General features: G+C 66.9%; 18 protein-coding genes. 7 read left to right on the forward strand and 11 right to left on the reverse strand.

The window, feature by feature from the left end; all coding sequences use genetic code 11:
* Positions 1-253: 253 nt before the first annotated feature.
* Positions 254-3142, reverse strand: a complete 2889-nt coding sequence (locus AC3ISA_RS05090; protein ID WP_489179613.1) for a TonB-dependent receptor — start codon at positions 3140-3142, stop codon at positions 254-256.
* Between the two features lie 244 nt (positions 3143-3386).
* On the opposite strand from AC3ISA_RS05090, the gene AC3ISA_RS05095 reads away from it, so the two are divergent.
* The gene (locus AC3ISA_RS05095) at positions 3387-4487 is read left to right on the forward strand and encodes a phytase (RefSeq protein WP_489179614.1); all 1101 of its coding nucleotides are present in this window, start codon (positions 3387-3389) and stop codon (positions 4485-4487) included.
* 1360 nt (positions 4488-5847) lie between these two features.
* Here the strand turns inward: AC3ISA_RS05095 and AC3ISA_RS05100 are convergent.
* The 6 genes from AC3ISA_RS05100 to chvI all read right to left on the reverse strand — a co-directional run bounded on the left by AC3ISA_RS05100 (position 5848) and on the right by chvI (position 9927).
* Positions 5848-6297, reverse strand: a complete 450-nt coding sequence (locus AC3ISA_RS05100) for a hypothetical protein (RefSeq protein ID WP_489179615.1) — start codon at positions 6295-6297, stop codon at positions 5848-5850.
* A 124-nt stretch (positions 6298-6421) separates the two neighbouring features.
* Positions 6422-6694, reverse strand: coding sequence for an HPr family phosphocarrier protein (locus AC3ISA_RS05105; RefSeq protein ID WP_248119329.1), 273 nt, complete (start codon positions 6692-6694; stop codon positions 6422-6424).
* Positions 6691-7095, reverse strand: coding sequence for a PTS sugar transporter subunit IIA (locus AC3ISA_RS05110; protein ID WP_135193946.1), 405 nt, complete (start codon positions 7093-7095; stop codon positions 6691-6693). The genes AC3ISA_RS05105 and AC3ISA_RS05110 overlap by 4 nt, the downstream gene beginning before the upstream one ends.
* A gap of 120 nt (positions 7096-7215) precedes the next feature.
* Entirely contained in the window at positions 7216-7638 is a 423-nt protein-coding gene (locus AC3ISA_RS05115; RefSeq protein ID WP_489179616.1) for an HPr kinase/phosphorylase, read from the reverse strand.
* Positions 7639-7640: 2 nt separating this feature from the next.
* On the reverse strand, positions 7641-9254 hold the full coding sequence (chvG, locus tag AC3ISA_RS05120) for a two-component sensor histidine kinase ChvG (RefSeq protein ID WP_489179617.1): 1614 nt from the start codon (positions 9252-9254) through the stop codon (positions 7641-7643).
* A complete protein-coding gene (chvI, locus tag AC3ISA_RS05125) occupies positions 9223-9927 on the reverse strand; it encodes a two-component response regulator ChvI (RefSeq protein ID WP_372693363.1) in 705 nt (234 codons plus the stop codon). The genes chvG and chvI overlap by 32 nt, the downstream gene beginning before the upstream one ends.
* Positions 9928-10156: 229 nt before the next feature.
* Between chvI and AC3ISA_RS05130 the strand changes: the two genes are divergently transcribed.
* A complete protein-coding gene (locus AC3ISA_RS05130) occupies positions 10157-11875 on the forward strand; it encodes a hypothetical protein (RefSeq protein ID WP_489179618.1) in 1719 nt (572 codons plus the stop codon).
* Positions 11876-12036: 161 nt separating this feature from the next.
* Here the strand turns inward: AC3ISA_RS05130 and AC3ISA_RS05135 are convergent, their stop codons facing one another.
* From AC3ISA_RS05135 to ahcY, 3 genes are all read right to left on the reverse strand, one after another.
* Entirely contained in the window at positions 12037-12411 is a 375-nt protein-coding gene (locus tag AC3ISA_RS05135) for a TFIIB-type zinc ribbon-containing protein (RefSeq protein WP_489179619.1), read from the reverse strand.
* A 560-nt stretch (positions 12412-12971) separates the two neighbouring features.
* Positions 12972-14177, reverse strand: a complete 1206-nt coding sequence (locus tag AC3ISA_RS05140; RefSeq protein ID WP_489179620.1) for a BaiN/RdsA family NAD(P)/FAD-dependent oxidoreductase — start codon at positions 14175-14177, stop codon at positions 12972-12974.
* 24 nt (positions 14178-14201) lie between these two features.
* Positions 14202-15593, reverse strand: a complete 1392-nt coding sequence (gene ahcY, locus AC3ISA_RS05145) for an adenosylhomocysteinase (protein ID WP_489179621.1) — start codon at positions 15591-15593, stop codon at positions 14202-14204.
* 192 nt (positions 15594-15785) lie between these two features.
* Between ahcY and bioB the strand changes: the two genes are divergently transcribed.
* Positions 15786-16817, forward strand: coding sequence for a biotin synthase BioB (bioB, locus tag AC3ISA_RS05150; protein ID WP_489179622.1), 1032 nt, complete (start codon positions 15786-15788; stop codon positions 16815-16817).
* A gap of 24 nt (positions 16818-16841) precedes the next feature.
* A complete protein-coding gene (locus AC3ISA_RS05155) occupies positions 16842-17243 on the forward strand; it encodes a Tat pathway signal protein (protein WP_489179623.1) in 402 nt (133 codons plus the stop codon).
* A gap of 4 nt (positions 17244-17247) precedes the next feature.
* On the opposite strand, the gene AC3ISA_RS05160 is transcribed toward AC3ISA_RS05155, so the two are convergent.
* Positions 17248-19410: a primosomal protein N' gene (locus AC3ISA_RS05160; RefSeq protein ID WP_489179624.1), complete on the reverse strand. Its 2163-nt coding sequence runs from the start codon at positions 19408-19410 to the stop codon at positions 17248-17250.
* A 30-nt stretch (positions 19411-19440) separates the two neighbouring features.
* Here AC3ISA_RS05160 and fsa point away from each other — a divergent pair, with 30 nt between their 5' ends.
* From fsa to AC3ISA_RS05175, 3 genes are read left to right on the forward strand one after another with little or no spacing between them, the layout of a single operon-like run.
* Entirely contained in the window at positions 19441-20094 is a 654-nt protein-coding gene (fsa, locus tag AC3ISA_RS05165) for a fructose-6-phosphate aldolase (RefSeq protein ID WP_489179625.1), read from the forward strand.
* A gap of 36 nt (positions 20095-20130) precedes the next feature.
* Positions 20131-20844, forward strand: coding sequence for a DUF484 family protein (locus AC3ISA_RS05170; protein WP_489179626.1), 714 nt, complete (start codon positions 20131-20133; stop codon positions 20842-20844).
* Positions 20826-21770 (forward strand): tyrosine recombinase XerC, encoded by a 945-nt coding sequence (locus AC3ISA_RS05175; RefSeq protein WP_489179627.1) that lies wholly within the window; start codon positions 20826-20828, stop codon positions 21768-21770. The genes AC3ISA_RS05170 and AC3ISA_RS05175 overlap by 19 nt, the downstream gene beginning before the upstream one ends.
* The last annotated feature ends 4 nt before the right edge of the window (positions 21771-21774 follow it).

Here is a 21774-nt window from a genome sequence, read left to right on the forward strand (position 1 = left end):
TGGTCTTCTGGCGCGCGGGGAAAGGCGCGCGGACACTAGAGCATGATCGTTTCTGGTGGAACCGCTTCGCGGTTCCGACAGAGGCGTGAATCATGCTCTCGATTAAAAATAGAGCCTGATCGGCGTTGGCCCCGCACGGGTCAACCGCTGCCCGCCATATGGGGCCGCGTTTCGACCAATTGCAGGGGGTCAGACGACGAAAAAGGGCCGGGCGTCGCCGCCCGGCCCCTTCAATCACGTTCGGTCGGCGCGCTTACAGCTTGAAGCGCACGCCCATGAAGACGTTGTAACCGAACTTCTCGTACTCGTAGGTCCGCTCCTTGACGCCGTAATAGCGCACGCCGGCCGAGTCCGTCAGGTTCTTGGCCTCGCCGAACACTTCCACGCCGTTGCCGAAGTCGTAGCTGGCGGTGAAGTCCAGCTGACCCCGGCCCTCGACGTACAGATCCTTGCCAGGGTTGTTCGCGTCGATCGCCTCCAGGAAGTCGCCACGTCGCGTGTAGGAGATGCGGGCGCTGAAGCCGTAGCGCTCGTAGAACAGGGCGGCGTTATAGGTCTTGTCCGATTGACCCGGCAGGGCGAACGTGTCGCGGAAGCTCCCTGGAACGGCCGTGCTGCCGAAGGCGCGGCGCGTTTTCATCTCCGCGTCCGTCAGGGTGTAGTTGGCGAAGACGCCGAAGCCCGAAGCCCAGCCCGGCAGGAAGTCGAACGTCTGCTGCCAGTTGAATTCGATGCCCGCCAGATGGCCTTCATAGGCGTTGCGCGCCTCGGTGAAATCGGCCAACCCGTTCGGCGACGGCGTATAGGGCGCACCCTGCGTCACCAGCACGAAGCGATAGTTCGACAGGTCCTTGTAGAAGGCGTTGGCCGAGATCACGCCCAGCGGCCGCAGATAATATTCCAGACCGGCGTCGAAGTTGTTCGACAAGGTCGGCTTCAGATCGGGATTGCCGCGCGTCACCGTCGTGCGGCCGCTGTCCGTCGTGTCCAGAACGCGCGGCACGATGTCGGTGTAATCAGGACGCGAAATGGCGCGGGTCAGGGCGAAACGCCCGACCAGTTGGTCGCTGAAGTTGTGGCGCAGGGTCAGGTTCGGGAAGAAATCGGTCTGGTCGCGGTCCACAGTCACCGGCGTCTGCACGCCCGACAGGGCCACGCTGACGGCCGAACCTTCAAAGTTCGTCTTCTCGACCCGCAGCCCGATCAGGACGTTGGTCGCCCCGATGTCGAACCTGGCCTGACCATAACCCGACAGGATGTCCTCGTTGGCGGTGTAGTCGGCCGTGATCGACTGCGGGATGCGGCGCACGCCGGCGGCCGGGTCAGGGTTGGTCGAGCCGGCCCGGACGCGGTCGAAGTAGTCGGTGGCCAGACCCGCGTCGAACTTGAAGCCGAGATTGTAGTCGTAGTTTTCAGAGCGACGGTCGCTCAGAAGCGGCGCCAGGGCGCCCGAGTTGGCCGCCGCGGTCCGGTCGCGGAACCGTTCCTCGTCCGCCGTCACGTCGCGGGTGCTGTATTTGGCGCCGAACTTCAGCGTGACTTCACGGCCGCCGATGACCGTCGGCAGTTCGAAGTTTGTCTTGAACGCGACGTCGTCCTGCTCGGTCGTGTTGGAACGGAAGGTGTTCTCGCGGAAGGCGTAGTTGTTGGCGTTCAGATAGAAGCCCGTCGGCTCGGTGAAGACCGAATAGGTCGGCTGGTAGTGGTCGGCCGTGTTGTAGGACATCGTCGGCACTGCGGTGGAGCGATAGACCAGCTCGTCGCGGTTCGGATAGGTCTGTTCGCTATTGGCGAATGACAGGGTCGCATCCAGAACGGCGCCGTTGCCGAACGTGTGTTCGCCGCCCAGCGACACCGTGGAGATGGTGTTCTCCTGGGTCCGGTGACGCAGTTGCTTGAAGATTCGGGCGCCGGTGAAGGTGGCGCTGGTGTCGGTCGAGCCGGGCTGCAGAACGCCGTCGCTATAGGTCAGGTTCAGCGTGTTGCGGAACTCTTCGTCGCGGAACTGGGCATAGGAGCCGCGCAGCCAGAATCGCGTGGCGTCCGTAGGGCGCCACTCCAGGGCGCCGGTCACGGCCTTGCGGGTCCGCTCGGTCTCGTAATCCTTGAAGAGGGTGTTCTCCAGGCCCCAGATCTGGCCGCCGCCCTGCGCCGGCGTGCGGTTGATCAGCAACCAGCCGTTCTCGACGTTGTCCGGCCGGCGGTTGGTCTCGGAATAGCTGACCGACACCAGGGCGCCGAAGGTTTCGTTCGGGCCGAAGACGTTGGCCGCCGTCGCGCCCGCGCGGGTGTCCGAACCGCCGTAGTCGTTGTAGCTGCCGCCGGCGTAGCCGTTGAGCGTCAGGCGGCGCTTGTCGAACGGCGAGCGGGTCTTGATGTCCACGGCGCCGGCGATGGAATCGGCGTCCTGGGCCGGCGTCAGGGTCTTGGACACCTCGACGCTGGAGACGATATCCGAAGGCAGGGTGTCCAGGTCGACCGCGCGGGTCGTCGGCGACACGGCCGGGATGGCGACCCCGTCCACCGACACGGCGGTGAAGGACGACGGCGCGCCGCGCACGTTGATGTAGCGGCCTTCGCCCTGGTCGCGCTGGATGGCGATGCCCTGGACGCGTTGCAGGGACTCGGCGACGTTGGGGTCGGGATAACGACCGATGGCGTCGGCCGACAGGACGTTGACTGTGCCTTGCGCATTCTTCTGCTGGTTCAGCGAGCGGGCGACGCCGTCGGTGATGACGCCCGTCACGACCACGTCGGCCACGTCGGTGGCCGCCATATCGGTCGAGGAACGGGCGCCCAGGACGATGGCGACATTGGCGCTTTCGCCCGGCGTGGTCATGACCGTCTGGCTGGTCGAGGGCAGACCCAGATAGTTCACGTCCAGAACCACTTGGCCGCCGGCGGCCGGCAGGGTGAACTCGCCCTGGTTATTGGTGACGGCCCGCTGGCCGGCGCCGCGCACCAGGATCTCGGCGCCCGGCAGGGGCGCGCCGGCCGCGTTGGTCACGCGGCCATAGATCACGTCGCCCGAGACGGCGGCGGACGCCGAAGCCGCGATGGCGACATCGGCATGCGCAGGCAGGGCCAGCGTCGCCAGGATCATCGGCGCAAAGGCTGCGCCCATCAGCAGATTCAGTTTCATCTCATAGGTCCCCTTCGGCGAGCGACGTTTCGCTTCAGCCGATGGGAGGCCCGATTAACGTTTGGCGACGACGCGTAAGCGACGGTTCCACGACGTGGAGTTCGCGAATTTCGGACAAGACGGCGACGATTGATCCTTTGACGGATCATTGGTCGTCGAAATGACGCTCAACCGTCACGCTTGCGCCGTTGACCGGGGCGGCGGCTTCACGACAGGACGCCATCAGACCATTTCGGGGACCAGAATGCGCCGCTCGACCACCCGCCTGCTGTCCGCCTGCGCCATAATGTCGCTTCTGGCCGCCTGCGCCACGACGGAAGTCGATTTCCAGGGCGAGGGCGAAGGCTTCGTCGGCCCCGGCGCCCCGGTCCAGGCCGTTATCGAAACCCCGTCGGTCGGTACGGCCGGTCAGGACGCCGCCGACGACCCCGCCGTCTGGGCCGGCGCAACGCCGGTCACGGTGATGGGACAACAGACCCCCGGCTTCGTCGCCGGCACGGACAAGAAGTCCGGCCTCTATATCTATGGCTTCGACGGCCAGATCCTGCAGTTCCTGCCCGAGGGCCTGCTGAACAATGTCGATGTGGTCGAGGGTCTGTCGGTCGGCGGCCGCCCTCAGGTGGTGCTGGGCGCCAGCGACCGCACGCCGGGCAAGACCGGCATCTCGCTCTACACCTTCGATCCGGCCGGGACTGGCCAGAACGGCGTGCGCTATTGGGGCGCCGTCGCCACCGACGTGATCGAACCCTACGGCTTCTGCTTCGCGCGTCGCGGGGCCGAGGTTCATGCCATCCTGGTCGGCCATGAGGGCGAACTGCGCCAGTTCATCCTGAGCGTCGGGGCTGACGGCAAGCCCGCCGCCCGCGAGGTACGCCGCGCCGAGATCGGCACCATCTCCGAAGGCTGCGCCGCCGACGAGGCCACCGACGCCCTCTATATCACCGAGGAGAACGTGGGCCTGTGGCGCTATGGCCTGAACCCGACGTCCGGCGCGGCCCGCACCCTGATCCAGCCCATCGCCAGGGACATTCTGGTCGCCGACGCCGAAGGCCTGACGACCATCACCGACGCCTCGGGCCGTTACCTGATCGCCTCCAGCCAGGGCGATTCCACCTTCCCCGTCTGGCGCATCGACGGCGCGGCGCCGGAATATATAGGTCGGTTCAAGGTCGTTGACGGCGCGGTCGACGGCGTCACCGGCACCGACGGCCTCGCCGCCGCCAGCGGCCCGGTCGGCCCATTCCCCGAAGGCGTCGTCGTGATCCAGGACGACGTCAACGACGTCGGCACGCAGAACTTCAAATACGTCGATTGGCGCGACATCCGCAGGGCGCTGGGGCTGTAGCGCCCGCCCCCGTCATCCTCGGGAAAACCGATGCGTCAGCACCTTGATGTGTTTTGCGGATCAGCAAATCCCAGTCTAAGCGCCAAACTTCATCTTACTGTCTCACCACCACGCCTTGGGCTGCGCACTGTCGCCTTACCCTGACTTGGGCCGCTTGGTTGCGCTCGTGAGACCAATTGCCGGTCCGCGCCAGATTGGGGATTCCCAGCGGCCTATCCTCGGCCGTGTCCGGGGTCGTGTCGCTGGATATGAACACCATCGGCGTTTCTCCTGGCGATGTGACAAGCCCGCAAATCGTGCGCCTGTCGGTCGAGAACGCAAATGCTGAAAGCTCGGCCGCAGGATAGGCGATCGCCAATTCTCTCAGACGATCCTTGAGATGGCTTTCGATTTCAGCATTGGTTGCTGGTCCTTGGTTGGTCGGTTGAGGGCTGGCTGGCGAGGAACACGCCGCCAATAGACCAAGGATAGATAATCCTAGAAACCTCATAATCAGTCTCTCCAGCGATCAGTAACCGGGGTCCAACGGGTATCGGCATACGCAGGCCCGCGTGGGGTCTCATCGACTAGATACCGACTCAAAGAGACACGGACGCGTCTGATGATCTCGATCACCCCGCACGCATCCGTCTTCTTGAAGGAAATATAGATCGGCCAACCCCTGTAACTGGACTGAAGGGCGCAGTTTCCGCTCCATTCGAAACAGCCTCCTACGGCCTCATATGACTCAGCGCCTTTGGGATAACCGACGACGAAGGTATCGGGCGCGGGAGGTCCGTCGGCGGGCATGTCCGCAGCGACAAGAAGGGATCGCTGTGAGGACGAAAACTCAGTCGCCGAGTAGCGATCCACGTCACAGGATTGGGGATCCAGCACGAGGCCGTTCGCGACAGGGAATCCGAACACGCCAAACGCGTGGTTGAACTCGCTAATGTTCCGGGCTCCGATGTTTCCGCCGACATCCGCACTGTATATCCGCACACTGATATCCTGTTGGTCGGGCGAGGTGCCGTCCGTCATTGATATTTTGATGCTCAACCGCATCCTCGGGCCGGGCGTCGCGTCGGGCAAAACCATGACAGGAGGCAGTCGGAAGCGTATTCTCTTCCCCGTAGTCCGATGACCGCCGGTGACATATTCGTAGAGGCTCTGCTCCACCAAACCTTGAGGCTTGGTAATCGACAAGCGGGGTCGCCCCGGCTTTACGATATCTCCAGGTTTGGGGTCTCCAGCTGGGGCGTAAGACGCAAGAGCCAGAAGGCAAAGGGGCGAAAACGCCCACATCAATGTGCGGCGACTCATCAACGCCGCGTCCAATTCCAAGCCGCTGCGACCATCCGCTCAGGCCGGTTGCGAAAGCTCACTTTGCTTGCGCCTTGCGAAGGTCAACCAGCGCAAAGGCGGCACGCGTCGCCAGAACACCCGCCAGAACAGCGACCAGGCTGAATGCGGAAAGAGCAGCCCAGCCATAAACCCATCTGGTGAAAGGAAACACGAGGCCGACAATCGCCCATGCCGTCATCCCGAGAGCGACAAAGCGATTAGGGACAGAACGAAGATAGAAGCCCCCAGCCATCGCGACTGCTGCCATAACAAGGAGAAGGGGCGAGGTTGCATTCGGGTCTCGGGTGACAAACGTGCTGAACGGAAACTGCCATGCGTAGATGGCCGAAAAGACGTGTGTGATCGCGATGGCGAAAAACCCTGCCGCGCCTTCTTCGACACCAAAACGCGCGGCTTCCACGCTGGCGAATTTCTGAAATGGATTGGCCTTGGCCAGCGTTCTGGCTTGGGAACTGTAAATCGCCATGGAGGAAGCATCCTCCAAAAGCGTGAACCCCAAGTTGAAAACCTATCGGTGAGTTGGTGGTCCGCCACCCATCCTAAAAAGGTGATCGGAATGTTGCTGTCAGGGCCGAGCGTGACGGCGGCCGTCACTGATCCTCGTCGAACTTCCGCGCAACAAGGTCCGTCAGGGCTTCCATCGCCTCTTCGGCGTCCGGCCCTTCGGCGGAGACGTCGATGCTGCAGCCGATGCCGGCGCCCAGCATCAGCAGGCCCATGATCGAGCGGGCGTCCACCGTCACGCCGTCGCGGGTGACGTGGATTTCGCTTTCGAAGCTGGAGGCCAGTTTGACGAACTTGGCCGAGGCGCGGGCGTGCAGGCCGCGCGTGTTGCAGATGTTCAGGGTCGCCGCGACAGTCATTTTTCGCCTGCGAGCACCCAGGACGCGACGGAGATGTATTTGCGGCCGGCGTCCTGCGCATGGGCCACACAGGACTCCAGCGTCTCGCGCCCGCGCACGCTGGCCAGTTTGATCAGCATGGGCAGGTTCAGCCCCGCGATCACCTCGGCGTGGGTCTGTTCCATCACCGAAATCGCCAGGTTCGACGGCGTGCCGCCGAACATGTCGGTCAGCAGGATGACGCCGTCGCCGTCGTCCACGGCCGCCGCGGCGTCCACGATGTCGCGACGCCGACGCTCCATGTCGTCTTCCGGCCCGATGCAGATGGCCGCGACGCCGCGCTGCGGGCCGACCACATGCTCCATCGCGGAAAGAAATTCGGACGCCAGCCCGCCGTGGGTGACGATCACCAGACCGATCATGAGGACTTCACTCGCATCCCGCCCCGAACCGTCCCAGGCATTCCCCCGCCCGGCAAGGGAGGCCGGACGCCGCCCTCTGTGGACCGCAAGGGGCGTGTCATAGACCCGTCTTTCGGGGTTTCAAAGCGTCTCCAACGCCGCTGCGACCACATCGACGGCCGAAGCCGGTCGGGGGTCCAGCGCCAAGAGGGGCAGGTCCACCCCCGCGAAACGCCGGAACTGCGGCTCTGGAAGCCGTTCGACGGCCTCCGGCACGCAGGCGACGGCCAGCACCACTCGGGCCAACGGGCGTGTTCTGGCGGACACGATTCCGACCCCGCGCACCTCGATCCGACCCGCGATCGAGGCCGGCGCCGAGGCATGAACCGCCCCGCCCGACGTCCAGACCTGGGTGTAGTCGTCGCTGACCAGCCGCCAGCCCCGCGCGATCAGCCTCAGCGCCAGATCGCTCTTGCCCACGCCCGACGGCCCCAGGATCATCACCCCCTGCCACTCGCCGCGCCTGCGAACGGCGACCGTGGTGGCGTGGACGGGCGGTTCCATCCTCATGCCCTGCGGCCGACCGCCGGGAAGACGATCTCGAACCGGGCGCCGCCCTCGGGACGGTTTTCCGCATGGACGCGTCCGCCGTGCGCCTCGGCGATCTGACGCACGATGGACAGGCCCAGGCCCGAGTTCGATCCGAACACCGCCCCCTTGGGCCGCGAGGTGTAGAACCGCTCGAACACCGTCTCCAGGTTCTCGGCCGGAATGCCCGGCCCCTGGTCCTCGACCCGGACCCGGATCGGCAGGTCGTCGGTCGTCTCTTCCAGTGTCACTTTGACCACGCCGCCGGCCGGGCTGAACGAGCGGGCGTTGTCGATCAGATTGCGGAACACCTGACCCAGCGGCCCGTCGCGTCCCATGACGCGCAAGGCCTGCTCCGGCGCTGTGAACGCGACCGGGATGTCTCCGGGCTTGGCCGTCGTCTCATAGATGCCGACGATGTCGCCCAGCAGCCGGTTCACGTCCACCGGGCGCGGCCGATCCCGCGACAGCTCTGCATCCAGCCGCGACGCATTCGAAATGTCGGTGATCAGCCGGTCCAGCCTACGCACGTCCTGCTGCAACAGGGCCGTCAACTTCTCGCGGTGCGCGTCGGTCTTGACCAGCGGCAGGGTTTCCAGCGCCGAACGGATCGAGGTCAGGGGGTTCTTGATCTCGTGCGACACATCGGCCGCAAACCGCTCGATGGCGTCCATCCGCGTCGACAGGGTGTCGGTCATGGATTCCAGCGAGCGCGCCAGATCGCCGATCTCGTCCTTGCGATCCTCCAGATCGGGCAGGGAGATGGCCCGCGCCCGTTGCAGCTTGACCTGATCCGCCGCCGCCGACAGCCGCATGATCGGCCGCGCCACGAACAGATGCAGCAGCAGCGAGGCCAGCAGATTGACCCCCAGCGCCACCAGGGCGAACGGCACCAGGGCGCGCCGCTGAGCGCTCAGAATTTCGTCCACGTCGCCGGATTCGACCGTCAGCACGCCCAGCACCTGGCGCACATGGCGCACGGGAATAGAGACGGACACGACCCGGTCGCCGGATTCGTTGCGGCGCAGGGTCGCCTGGGGTGCGCCTTCCAGCGCGGCCGAGACCTCGGCGGCCAGCTCGCTGTCGGCGCGGGCGACGCGGCGCTCGGACACGATGCTTTCGGCCGCGCTGTCGGGCGTCGGGGCGCCGGCCGGATTGGCGTCGGGCAGGGGCTGTCCGCCGATGGCCTCGGTCACCTGATAGCTGTCCACCAGCAACAGGCCGTTGATGTCGTAAAGCCTTACCCGCTGCCCCGCCGGAATAAACCGGTCGGTCAGCCACAGCGAGGCGCGGATGGGGTCCAGCTCCGGCGTCGGCTCGCCCCGCGTCACGCCCTCCTCGCGCAGGACGTTAGCCAGCAGTTCGGCCTGGACGCTCAGCGATTCCTGACGCGCGCCGACCAGCCCCTTGCTCCACTCGTTCAGCAGCAAGGCGCCGCCGAACAGGATCAGCAGGCTGAGCAGGTTGAGCACCAGAATAAAGCCGCCCAGCCGCGATCCGCCGAAGCGGAACAACGGCCGGCGCACAGGCTCCTCGTCGGGCTCTCGCCCGCCCGGAAGATCAGCTCTCGCGGTAGCGGTAGCCGACGCCATACAGGGTCTCGATCGCGTCGAACTCATTGTCCACGGCGCGGAACTTCTTGCGCATCCGTTTCACGTGGCTGTCGATGGTGCGGTCGTCGACATAGACCTGATCGTCGTAGGCGGCGTCCATGAGGTTGTCGCGGCTCTTCACGAAGCCGGGACGCTGGGCCAGGGCCTGCAGCAGCAGGAACTCGGTCACCGTCAGCTTGACCGGCTTGCCTTCCCAAGTGGATTCGTGACGCGCGGGGTCCATCGACAGCTTGCCGCGCTTGATGGCGCGCCCCGAGACCTCGGCCGCCGTCTCCGGCTCGCCGCCGTCGGCGCCGGTGCGGCGCAGCAGCGCCTTGACCCGTTCGATCAGCAGCCGCTGGCTGAACGGTTTGTGCATATAGTCGTCGGCGCCCAGGTTAAAGCCGAGAATCTCGTCGATCTCCTCGTCCTTGGACGTCAGCATGATGACCGGGATCTGCGAGGTCTGGCGCAGGCGACGCAGCACCTCCATCCCATCCATGCGCGGCATCTTCACGTCCAGGATCGCCAGATCGGGCGGCGAGGATTCCAGCGCGGCCAGGCCCGATGCGCCGTCGTGATAGGCGGTGATCTTGTGGCCATGGCTTTCCAGCGCCAGCGACACGGACGCCACGATGTTCTCGTCGTCATCGATCAGGGTGATATTGGCCAAGTCTGTCTTCTCCTGAACTTGCGTTCTCGCGAACGACAACGCGCAACAAGCGTAACCGTTCGATCACGGTGACATTAGGGCTGGAGCCCGGCGGGCAGAAGGGAATTCGCTCCACAATCTCCAACAGCCCGCGAACGCCCAAGATGGTTCGTCGCCCCGCCCATTTCAACGCGGCGCCAAATTCGCCTCTGCAAACCTCGCCTTAAAGCCTTGCGCGCCAGGGTGGGCCATGGCCGGTCCGATCCACTACGAAGTCTATGTCCGCAAGAGCGCGCCGTCCGCCTGGACCCTGCTGATCGCCACCGAAGACCGCAAACACGCCATCGAGACCGCCGAAGACCAGCTGAACGACCGCCTCGCCGTCGCCTCACGCGTCACCAAGGAGACGCTGGACCCCGACACGATGGAGTTCAGCTCCCTGACCATCCTGACCCTGGGCGCGCCGGAAGAGAAAAAGAAGAAGGTCGCCGACCCGACGCTGCGCCCGGCCTGCAGCGGACCGGCCGAGCTCTATTCCCCCCACGCCCGCGCCCTGATCGGCCGGGTGCTGGAGGATTGGCTGAAGCGCGAGGGCGTCACCGCCTTCGAACTGCTGCACCGCCCGCACGTGGCCGAACGACTGGAGGCCTCGGGCGTCGAGCTTCAACACGCCATCCAGAAGGTCGCGGTCCCCGAAAGCCAGGCCACGGGCCAGGATGTGCACGGCGTCGTGCGCCATTATCAGAAGCTGGTCGAACAGGGCATGGCGCGCCTGCGCAAGGCCGGCCGCGACGGCATGTTCCCCGCCCTGGAAGGCCGCTCCATCTCGGATCTGGCGCACCGTCTGGCCGGTTCTTCGGATCGCGCCTTCAGCATGGGCGGCGTCGTCGCCGGCGCCCTGAAGGACCGACGCGGAGCGCGCGAGCGGCTGGGCGCGCTGATGGATTTGATGGACGCGGCTCCGGCCGACGGCCCGCCGCGCGCCCTGGTCGTGGTGGTGGTCGAACAGATCGTCGCCGAGATGCTGGCGGTGCGCACCAACCTGACCGAAATCCTCGGTCCGTCGCTGGATCAGGGCGCCAATCTGGCGGCCATCGTGCGGATGGTGGCCCCGGCCGAGATGGACGGTCTGCTGCGCATGGACCCGCGTCTGGCCCTGATGATGCCCGATGTGGACGGCCCGGCCGCGCGCCTGGGCGTGCATCTGGCGGCCGGCGACTTCCCGCTGCTGGCCGCGTCCCTGGCCCGTCTGGTGACGCGCGAACTGACCAGCCCGCGCCGGCTTCGCCCCGCCGACCCGGTGGGCGAGATCGACATCCTGCGGCTTCTGGCCATGGCCCTGACCTCCTCGGCCGGCCGGCTGTTGACGCTGGAAGAGGTTCAGACCGCCTTCGTCGAACGCTCCAAGAGCCTGGTCACGGCGGACTTCGTCGGCGCCTACGTCAACCCCTGCCCCACCGTCCTGGCCGAGGCCGAGCAGCTGACACGGCTGTGCGAGAACGTCACCGGCGGGGCCAACAAGCGCGCCGCCGCCCGCTGGCTCAGCGCCTGTATCGGCTCGCTGCGGTTCGAGACCGAGATGCGTCAGGCCGTGCCCGGCGGCCCCAGCGCGTCACAGAAACTGGCGACCCTGGCGCGGCTGCAACGCGCGGTCCGCGCCGCCCATCTGGGCGAACACGACCAGACCCAGATCGCCGAGGCCATCGGTGCGGTCGGCGCCAATCTGGAGGCCGACGCCAACCTGGTCGCCCAGATCGTCCGCGCCCAGGTCGCCGCGCCCCAGAAGCTGGCGGCCCTGCTGAAACTGGCGGTGGGGGAGGCTGGCCCATTGGGGCCGGCGGCCGACCGCGCCCGGTCCGAGGCGATCAAGCTGCTGCGCGCGCCGGACGTCCGCACCGCCCTGTCTGCCGCGCCCGAAAGCGTCGCCGCCCTGAAGAGCCTGATGCAGGCGGCGGGTCTCGCCGCCTAGCCTCTCCCCCAACCTGTCACCCTCGGGCTCGTCCCGAGGGCCTACGGCAAGTTGGACACGGAAAGTCGGGGTTACGCACCGCCCGTTTGAACCCTCCCGTCCTGAGCGCGACCGCAGGTGGGCCCTCGGGACAAGCCCGAGGGTGACGGATTTTGGGCTACTCAGTCGAAGATGTCGAAGATGCTGTCGCGCTTCTTTTTCTTGTAGCGATAGTCGTCGTCGCCATGGCGGCCGTCGCGATGTTTGTCGCTCCTGTAGCCCCGGTCGTCGCGATAGGGCTGAGGCGCCGCCCCGCCCCACGGCTGGGGTTGAGGCTGGGCGTATTGCTGCGGTTGCGGCGGCGGGGCATAGGCCTGGGCCGCGGGCGCGACCGGCGCGGCGGCGCGGCCTTCCTCGACGGCGGCGGCCATCAGTTTTTCCAGCTCGCCGCGATCCAGCCAGACGCCACGGCAGTCGGGACACATGTCGAACTGGACGCCGTTACGCTCCAGCGTCTGCATGGCGGCGTTGTCGTTCGGGCACATCAGAAGAGGCATTATCTGGCTCCGGTCGAAAAATCAGGATCGGGTGGTCGATACGACAGGCCAGGAGGGGGACAAAGCCCATCGCATCGACGCACCCGTGCGGTCCGACATCGCGTCGCCCAGCCCGGCGCAAGGAAGGGGGAACGCCAGACCGCAACAACGCCAAAGGGCCCGTTCCGCTCCTTCAAGCTAGGCGCCGTCCCGCCCCGCCGCCATGCGTCGCGGGGCCGCAGGCCTGCATAGTGATAGGTCATCGCCGCCAGCCCGCGTATCCCGGGCAACGAAACGACGTCTTTTCAGAGACTTGAGGATCAGCAGCGGCAATCGACCATCCACGATGCCGGGATCAGATATGATGCCCTCCCGGTCTTTGACATCGCAGAACCCACTTGGACACTTGGACTCGTTGGACTGTTTTTTTCGGAGTCCAACTTCGCGCCAAATTGCACCTGATTGCACAGTGCAATTTCAGTTCAGGATTTTATCACAGAAAATCAAAGATGTAGTTTTGAGATTGCACTCATTGCACTGTTTTTCCCGCGTGCAATCACGGTCGCCGAGCCCCGGTCGCCTCAGCAGACCTGCCCGGCAGTCCAGCCCGACGACCAGGCCCACTGGAAATTATAACCGCCAAGCCAGCCGGTCACGTCCACCGCCTCGCCGATGAAATACAGCCCTGGAACGGCCTTGGCCTGCATCGTCTGCTGGTCCAGCGCGGCGGTATCCACCCCGCCCAGGGTGACCTCGGCGGTGCGATAGCCTTCCGACCCCACAGGCTTGACCGCCCAGGCGTTGACCGCCTGGTCCAGCCGCCTCAGCACCTTGTCCGACAGGTCCGCCAGATTGCCCGCCGCGCCCTCGCGCACGCACAGGCTCTCGGCCAGACGGCGCGGCACGATATGGCCCAGCGCCGTATGCACGGCCTGTTTGCCGTTCGACGCCTTGGCCGCCTTCAGTTCCTCGAACACGTCGCGACCCGGCGCCATCGAGGCCACCACCGCCTCGCCCTCACGCCAGTAGGAGCTGATCTGAAGGATAGCCGGCCCGCTTAGCCCCCGATGGGTGAACAGCATCGCCTCGTTGAAGCTGGCCTTGCGCGCCTTGTCCGTCGGCGCAGAGGCCACGCGCGCCTCGACCGCCACGCCCGCCAGCGGCGTCAGGGTCTCCAGCAGCCCCGCCTCGAACGTCAGTGGAACCAGCGCCGGCCGCGTCTCGGTGACGCGAATGTCGAACTGGCGCGCGACCTCATAGGCCCAGCCGGTGGCGCCCATCTTGGGGATCGACTTGCCGCCCGTCGCCACGACCAGCGACGCCGCCGCGACCTGCGTCCCGTCCGACAGGATCGCAGACCAGCCGTCGCCGGATCGCGCGATCCGCTCCACGCCGGTTTTCATGTTCAGGGTTACGCCCGCCGCCGCCATGTCGTCTGTCAGCATACGGACGATTTTCTTGGCGCTGTCGTCGCAGAACAACTGACCCAGCGTCTTCTCGTGCCAGGCGATTCCGGCCTTGTCGATCCGCTTGATGAAGTCGTGCTGGGTGTAGCGGCGCAGGGCCGAGGTCGCGAACCGCGGGTTCTCGCCCAAGAAGTTCGCCGGCCCGCAGCCCAGATTGGTGAAGTTGCAGCGCCCGCCGCCCGAGATGCGGATCTTCTCGCCCGGCCGGTCGGCATGATCCACCACCAACACTCGGCGCCCGCGTTGCCCGGCCTCGATGGCGGCCATCATCCCGGCCGCCCCTGCCCCCACGACGAGGACGTCGAACGACGCCCTCGTCATGACCGGCCCCTCGGTATGAGGGTCTTAGTAACGGTAGTGATCCGCCTTGAACGGGCCTTCGACCGGCACGTTGATATAGTCGGCCTGGTCCTTGGTCAGGACGGTCAGCTTGGCGCCCAGCTTGGCCAGGTGCAGCAGGGCGACCTTCTCGTCCAGGTGCTTGGGCAGGGTATAGACCTGGTTGTCGTAGGCCTTGGCGTTGGTCCACAACTCGATCTGGGCCAGCGTCTGGTTGGTGAAGGACGCCGACATCACGAAGGACGGGTGGCCCGTCGCATTGCCCAGGTTCACCAGACGGCCTTCCGACAGCAGGATGATCTTCTTGCCGTCCGGGAACTCGATGTGGTGGACCTGCGGCTTGATCTCGTCCCACTTGAAGTTCTTCAGGCCGGCGACCTGGATCTCGCTGTCGAAGTGACCGATGTTGCAGACGATGGCGTTGTTCTTCATCTGCCGCATGTGATCGACGGTGATGACGTCCTTGTTGCCGGTCGTCGTCACATAGATGTCGGCGCGGCCGGCGCTGTCGTCCAGCGTCTGGACCTCATAGCCTTCCATCGCGGCCTGCAGGGCGCAGATCGGGTCGATCTCGGTCACGATCACGCGGGCGCCGCCCTGGCGCAGCGAGGCGGCCGAGCCCTTGCCCACGTCGCCATAGCCGCAGACCACGGCGACCTTGCCCGACAGCATGACGTCGGTGCCGCGACGGATGGCGTCGACCAGCGATTCACGGCAGCCGTACAGGTTGTCGAACTTGGACTTGGTGACGCTGTCGTTGACGTTGATGGCGGGGAAGGGCAGCTCGCCCTTTTCGGCCATCTGATACAGACGGTGAACGCCCGTGGTCGTCTCTTCCGACACGCCGCCGATGGCGTCGCGAATGGCCGAATAGAAGCCGGGCTTCTCGGCGATGTAGCGTTTCATCACCGCGAACAGGGCTTCTTCTTCCTCGTTCTGCGGGTTGGCCAGGACCGAGATGTCCTTCTCGGCCTTGGGGCCCAGCACGGTCAGCAGGGTGGCGTCGCCGCCGTCGTCCAGGATCAGGTTCGGATAGCCGCCGTCGGCCCATTCGAAGATCTTGTGGGCATAGTCCCAATATTCTTCCAGCGTCTCGCCCTTGGTGGCGAAGACCGGCGTGCCGGCGGCCGCGATGGCGGCGGCGGCGTGGTCCTGGGTCGAGAAGATGTTGCACGAGGCCCAGCGCACTTCGGCGCCCAGGGCTTCCAGCGTCTGGATCAGGACCGCCGTCTGGATGGTCATGTGCAGGCTGCCGGCGATGCGGGCGCCCTTCAGCGGCTGGCTGGCGCCGAACTCCTCGCGCAGGGACATCAGGCCCGGCATTTCGGTCTCGGCTATCTCGATTTCCTTGTTGCCCCAGTCGGCCAGGGAAATGTCGCGGACGATGTAGTCGGTCATGTCGGGGCTCCGAGCCTCATGAAGGTTTGGGGCCTCATAGCCCGCCCGGCCTTTATGAGCAAGAAACCCATAAAGATATCCTTATGTGATGCGACACCATCGCGCCCGATTTGTGAAGGCGAATATTTGCAAAATTACGTTTTTGCATATGACCCTGCTTGCATCAGGGGAAACGGATGCTAGTCGTGCCTCATGGCCGACGACCTCTCCCGCACCCTCCCCGCCCGTCTCGACGCTTGCATCGACGCGGCGCAACCCCGCCACGACTGGACGCTGGAGGAGGTCGAGGCCCTGTTCGCCCGACCCTTCATGGAACTGGTGTTCGACGCCGCCACGGTCCACCGGCGCTGGTTCGACCCCAGCCAGGTCCAGAAGTCGCAGCTGCTGTCGATCAAGACCGGCGGCTGCGCCGAGAACTGCGGTTACTGCTCGCAATCGGCCAGTTTCAAGACCGGGCTGAAGGCCGAAAAGCTGATGGAGCCGACCACCGTCATCGCCGAGGCCATGGCCGCAAAGGCCGGGGGCGCCAGCCGCTTCTGCATGGGCGCGGCCTGGCGCGAGTTGAAGGATCGCGACACGCCCAAGCTGGCGGCGATGATCTCGGGCGTGAAGGCCCTGGGGCTGGAAACCTGCGCCACCCTGGGCATGCTGACCGCCGATCAGGCGCGCCAGCTCAAGGACGCCGGGCTCGACTACTACAACCACAACCTCGACACCGGCCCCGACTACTATGCCGAGGTCGTCACCACCCGCAGCTATCAGGACAGGCTCGACACGCTGGAGCATGTCCGCGACGCGGGCATGAGCACCTGCTGCGGGGGCATCGTCGGCATGGGCGAGGCGCGGCGCGATCGAGCGGGCCTGCTGCACGCCCTGGCCACCCTGCCCGTCCATCCCGACAGCCTGCCGGTCAACGCCCTGGTCCCCGTCACGGGAACACCGCTGGGCGAGCGCGTCCTGAAGACCGGCGAGATCGACCCCATCGAGTTCGTCCGCACCGTCGCCGTCGCCCGCCTGGTCTGCCCCAGGGCGATGGTGCGCCTGTCCGCCGGCCGCGAGACCATGAGCCCCGAGATGCAGGCGCTTTGCTTCCTGGCCGGCGCCAACTCCATCTTCGTCGGCGGCAAACTACTGACCACCCCCAATCCCGAACAGGACGAGGACGCCCGCCTGTTCGCCCTGCTGGATCTGAAGCCCATGCCGGTGGGAGCAACGGCGAATTAAGAGATTGGGGTTAGGTCTGGCGGCATGGAACGCCGCGCCCTTCTCGGTCTCGCCGTCGTTGCGACGGCCGCCGCCGCCTCGACCTCCGCTCGCGCGTCGAGCGGCGGCGGGGCTGCGTCCGCCGACACCTATTTCCGCCTGCCCGTCATCACCGCCTCGATCATCCACGCCAGCGGCCGTCGCGGGGTTCTGACCATCGAGACGGGGGTCGATGTGCCCGACGCCGCCCTTCGCACCCGCGCCCAGCAGTCCGCGCCGCGTTTGCGCGCCGCCTACAACACGGCCGCCCAGCGGTTCGCCAACGGCCTGCGTCCCGGCGCCGTGCCCAATATCGACCAGTTGTCGGCCGAGCTTCAAGCGGCGACCAACGCCACCCTGGGCAGGGCCGGCGCCCGCGTGCTGCTCGGCACCGTCATGGCGGCCTGAGCGCCTAAAGGAACGAATAGGGGTCCACGTCCACCGTCAGGCGGACCGAGCCCGGCACCTTCACCCGCGCCAGCCAGGCCCGCAGAAAGGCCTGGATGTTCACGTCGCGGTCGGCCCGCACCAGCAGCCGCTTGCGCCGGCGTCCACGCACCAGGGCCAGCGGCGCGTCGGCGGGACCATAGACCTCCAGCCGTTCGGCGTTGGGAATGGCCTGGGCCAGGTCGTTGGCTGTCTTCTCCACCGCAGCCGCATTCTCGCTGGACAGGATGATCGCCGCCAGCCGGCCATAGGGCGGAAGCGACGCCGCCTCGCGCTCGGCCATCTCCGCCTCGACGAAGGCGTCGCGGTCGCCCGCCGCCAACGCCATCAGCACCGGATGCTCGGGCGTCCAGGTCTGCAAAATGGCCCGCCCCGGCCGATCCGCCCGCCCCGCCCGCCCGGTCGCCTGAGCCAGCAGTTGATAGGTCCGCTCGGCCGCCCGCAGGTCGCCGCCACGCAGGCCCAGGTCTGCATCCACCACCCCGACCAGGGTCAGGCGCGGGAAGTTGTGCCCCTTGGCCGCCGCCTGGGTGGCGACCAGAATGTCGATCTCGCCGTCGGTCATCCGCTGGATCAGCGCGCGCGCCGACTTGGCGTCCGGCGCGGTGTCCGAACTGAACACCGCCGTCCGCGCCTCGGGGAACAGTTGGCGCACCTCCTCCTCGACCCGCTCCACGCCCGGTCCGACCGAGACCAGCGAATCCTCTGCCCCGCACGACGGACACAGCTTCGGACGCGCCATGGAAAAGCCGGTCAGGTGACAGACCAGCCGGCCGGTATAGCGATGCTCGACCAGCCAACTGTCGGTGTCCGGCGCCGTCAGCCGATGCCCGCAGGCGCGGCACAGGACGACGGGGGCGTATCCGCGCCGGTTCAGGAACAGCAGGGTCTGCTCGCCGCGCAGCAAGGTCTCGCCAATGGCCAGCCGCAGCGGCTGCGACAGCCAGGTCTGGGGATCGGGCGTATTCTGGCGCAGGTCCAGCAGGGCGATGTCCGGCAGGACCGCCGTCCCGTGCCGCGCGCCCAGCTTCAGCCAGTCGTAGCGACCGCTCTGGGCGTTCCACAGCGTCTCCAGCGACGGCGTCGCCGAGGCCAGGACCACCGACGCCCCCTCGATCCGCGCCCGCGCCACCGCCAGGTCGCGACCGTGATAGACCAGTCCCTCCTCCTGCTTGAACGAGCCGTCGTGCTCCTCGTCCACCACGATAAGGCGCAGGTTCACGAAGGGCAGGAACAGGGCCGACCGCGCCCCGACCACGATATTGCAACGCCCGGCGACCACCGCCTCCCACACCTGGCGACGGCGCGGCGGGGCGACGCCGGAATGCCATTCGGCCGGGGCCGCGCCGAACCGCGCCGTGATCCGCTCGATCAGGGCCTGCGTCAGGGCGATCTCGGGCAACAGGATCAGGATCTGCGCGGTCGGGTCGGCCCGCAGAACCCGCGCGACGGCTTCCAGATAGGCCTCGGTCTTGCCCGACCCCGTCACCCCGTCCAGCAGGAAGGGTCGGAAACCGCCGCCGGTCACACCCGCCGACAGGGCCGCCGCGGCTGCCGCCTGATCCCCGTTCAGTGATGCGGGCGCATGATCAGGATCGGGTCGGTCGAACGCCGCCTCGGCCGCGATCTCGATGATCTCCAGCACGCCTTCGTCGATCAGTCCCTTGACCACGGCGGACGACACCCCCGCCGCTCGCGCCAGATCGGCGCCCTTCATGGATCGCTCGCCCAGGGCCTCCAGCACGCCCGTTCGCGCCGGGGTGGCCCGCGACGGCGCCCGCTCGCCTACCCGCCGCACCCGCCGTTCTGGCCGGGGACGCGGCGCGCGAAGGCCCTTCAACGCCGTCGCCGCCATCTCGCCCGGCGGCGACAGGGTCCAGCGCCCGGCCCATTCCACGAAATCCATGACGCCCGCCGGCAGGGCCGGATCGTCCAGCCGACTGTCCACCGCCTTTAGCCGCCGGTTCGATCCCGTCGTCTCGAACACCTCCGACACCACGCCCCGTATCAGGCGCGGCCCCAGCGGCGCCGCGACCTGATCGCCACGCGCCAGGGTCATGCCTTCGGGAACCTCGTAATCGAAGGCTTCCGGCACCGGCAGGGGAATGAGGACCGAGGCGACTTTCACCGAACTTCGCCCTCGGCTATGAAGCCGCCCATGAAACTCTTTCTCGATACCGCCGACGTCGCCGTCATCAAGGACATGGTCCCCACCGGAATGGTGGACGGCGTCACCACCAATCCGTCGCTGATCGCCAAGTCGGGCCGGAACATGGCCGAGGTCATCGCCGAAATCTGCGCCCTGGTCGAGGGGCCGATTTCCGCCGAGGCCGTCTCGCTCGATTTCGAGACCATGGTCAAGGAGGGCGACAAGCTGGCCGCCATCGCCCCGAACGTGGTCGTGAAACTGCCCCTGACCTGGGACGGGCTGCGCGCCTGCCGCGTCTTCACCGACAAGGGCATCAAGACCAACGTCACCCTGTGCTTCTCGGCCGCCCAGGCCCTTCTGGCCGCCAAGGCCGGCGCCACCTTCGTCTCTCCCTTCGTCGGTCGCCTGGAAGACAACGGCGCCGACGGCATCGGCCTGCTGGAAGAAATCCGCGTCCTGTATGACGTCCACGGCTTCGACACCCAGATCCTGGCCGCGTCCCTGCGCAATGTGGGACATGTGGCCGCCGCCGCCGTCGCCGGATCGGACGCCGCCACCTTCGGCGCCGACACCTTCAAGGCGCTGGTGAACCACCCGTTAACCGACAAGGGTCTTGATGCCTTCATGACGGACTGGGCCAAGACGGGTCAGTCGATTCTGTAGCATTCACGTCCCGGAGAGGTCTGTTTGAGCGGCGCATTGGACCTTTTCGAAACGTCGGAATCGGACGTAACGCCGCACATCGGCGACGGCCTGCACTGGCCTGACGTGCGCGGCTGGCTGCAAACCCACCCCCAGACCCTGCTGGACGACCGGTCCCTGCTGGAAGAGATCGGCCTGCGTCCGCACGGCCGCAACGTGGTCGAGTTCGGCGCCGCCGCCCTGACGCGGCTTGAGGCCGTGGTCGAGCGCGAGACCGGCGCCCGGCGCGAGATCGAACTGATCGCGCGGGCCAACTTCGCGGCCCAGACCCAGACGCACGTCGCGACCCTGGACCTGATGGAGGCCAGGAACCATTCCGACCTGGCTCGGCGTCTGGACGCGGCGGCGCAAGGGCGATTCGGCCTTGCCGGCGCCGCCATCGCCCTGGAAAAGCCCGGCGGCGTACCCTTCGGCTGGCGCGCGCTGGAAGAGGGCGACGTCAACAATCTGCTGGGCGAACACGGCCTGACCTGGCTGGGCCCGATGATCCCGGGGCTGAACTTCTTCGGCGCGACCGAGGATCAGGTGAAATCCATCGCCCTGGTCCGCATGGCTCCGCACCTGACGCCCGGCGCCCCGCCGCGCCCCTGCATCTGCGCCTTCGGTTCGCCCGAGCCGGAAGGCTTCACCCCGAACATGGGCTGCGAACTGGCCGCCTTCCTGGCGCGGGTGACGGAGCGGATGGCCGAGCGATGGCCCGTCCTGAACTGACAAGCTCTCAACTGACCGCCCCCGACGCCCTGCGCGCCTGGCTCGACCATCTGGCGCACGAGCGTCGGCTGTCGCCGCGCACGCTGGAGGCCTATGGCCATATCGGCCGGCTCTATGTCGCCTTCCTCGAACGCCATCGCGGCGAGACCCTGTCGCTGAAGGACATGGGCACGATCACCGCCGCCGAGGTCCGCGCCCATATGGCCGAGCGCCGCTCAGGCGATCACCCGCTGGCGGCGCGGTCGTTGAGCCAGAGCCTGTCGGCCATTCGCGGGTTTCACGCCTTTCTCGACCGGCGGCTGGACACGCCCGCGCCGCAACTGGCCCTGGTGCGCGGCCCCAAGGTCAAGCCGTCCCTGCCACGCCCGGTAACCGAGGATCAGGCGCGCGGCCTGCTGGCCGAACCGGACGCCGATCCCGACGCCGATCCGTGGGAGGCTGCGCGTGACCGCGCCGTCCTGACCCTGCTCTACGGCTGCGGCCTGCGGATCTCGGAAGCCATGTCCCTGACGCGCGCCGACGCGCCCCTGGGCGAGACGCTGCGCATCGTCGGCAAGGGGTCCAAGACCCGGATCGCCCCCATCCTGCCCGCCGTGCGCGCGGCGGTGGACGCCTATCTGGCACTGCTGCCCTTCCCGCTCCAGCCGAGCGACGCCCTGTTCCGCGCCCGGCGCGGCGGACCGCTCAGCCCCCGTCACGTCCAGGCCTCGGTCCAGCGGTTGCGCGGCCGGCTGGGTCTGCCCGAACGCACGACGCCCCACGCCCTGCGCCACAGTTTTGCGACCCATCTGCTGGGCGCCGGCGCCGACCTGCGTTCGATCCAGGAACTGCTGGGCCACGCCAGCCTGTCGACGACCCAGAAATACACCGGCGTCGACGCCGATAGACTTTTGAATGCCTATGCGGCCGCCCATCCCCGCGCCTAAAAAG

It is taken from the genome of Brevundimonas sp. KH_058 (assembly GCF_057838505.1).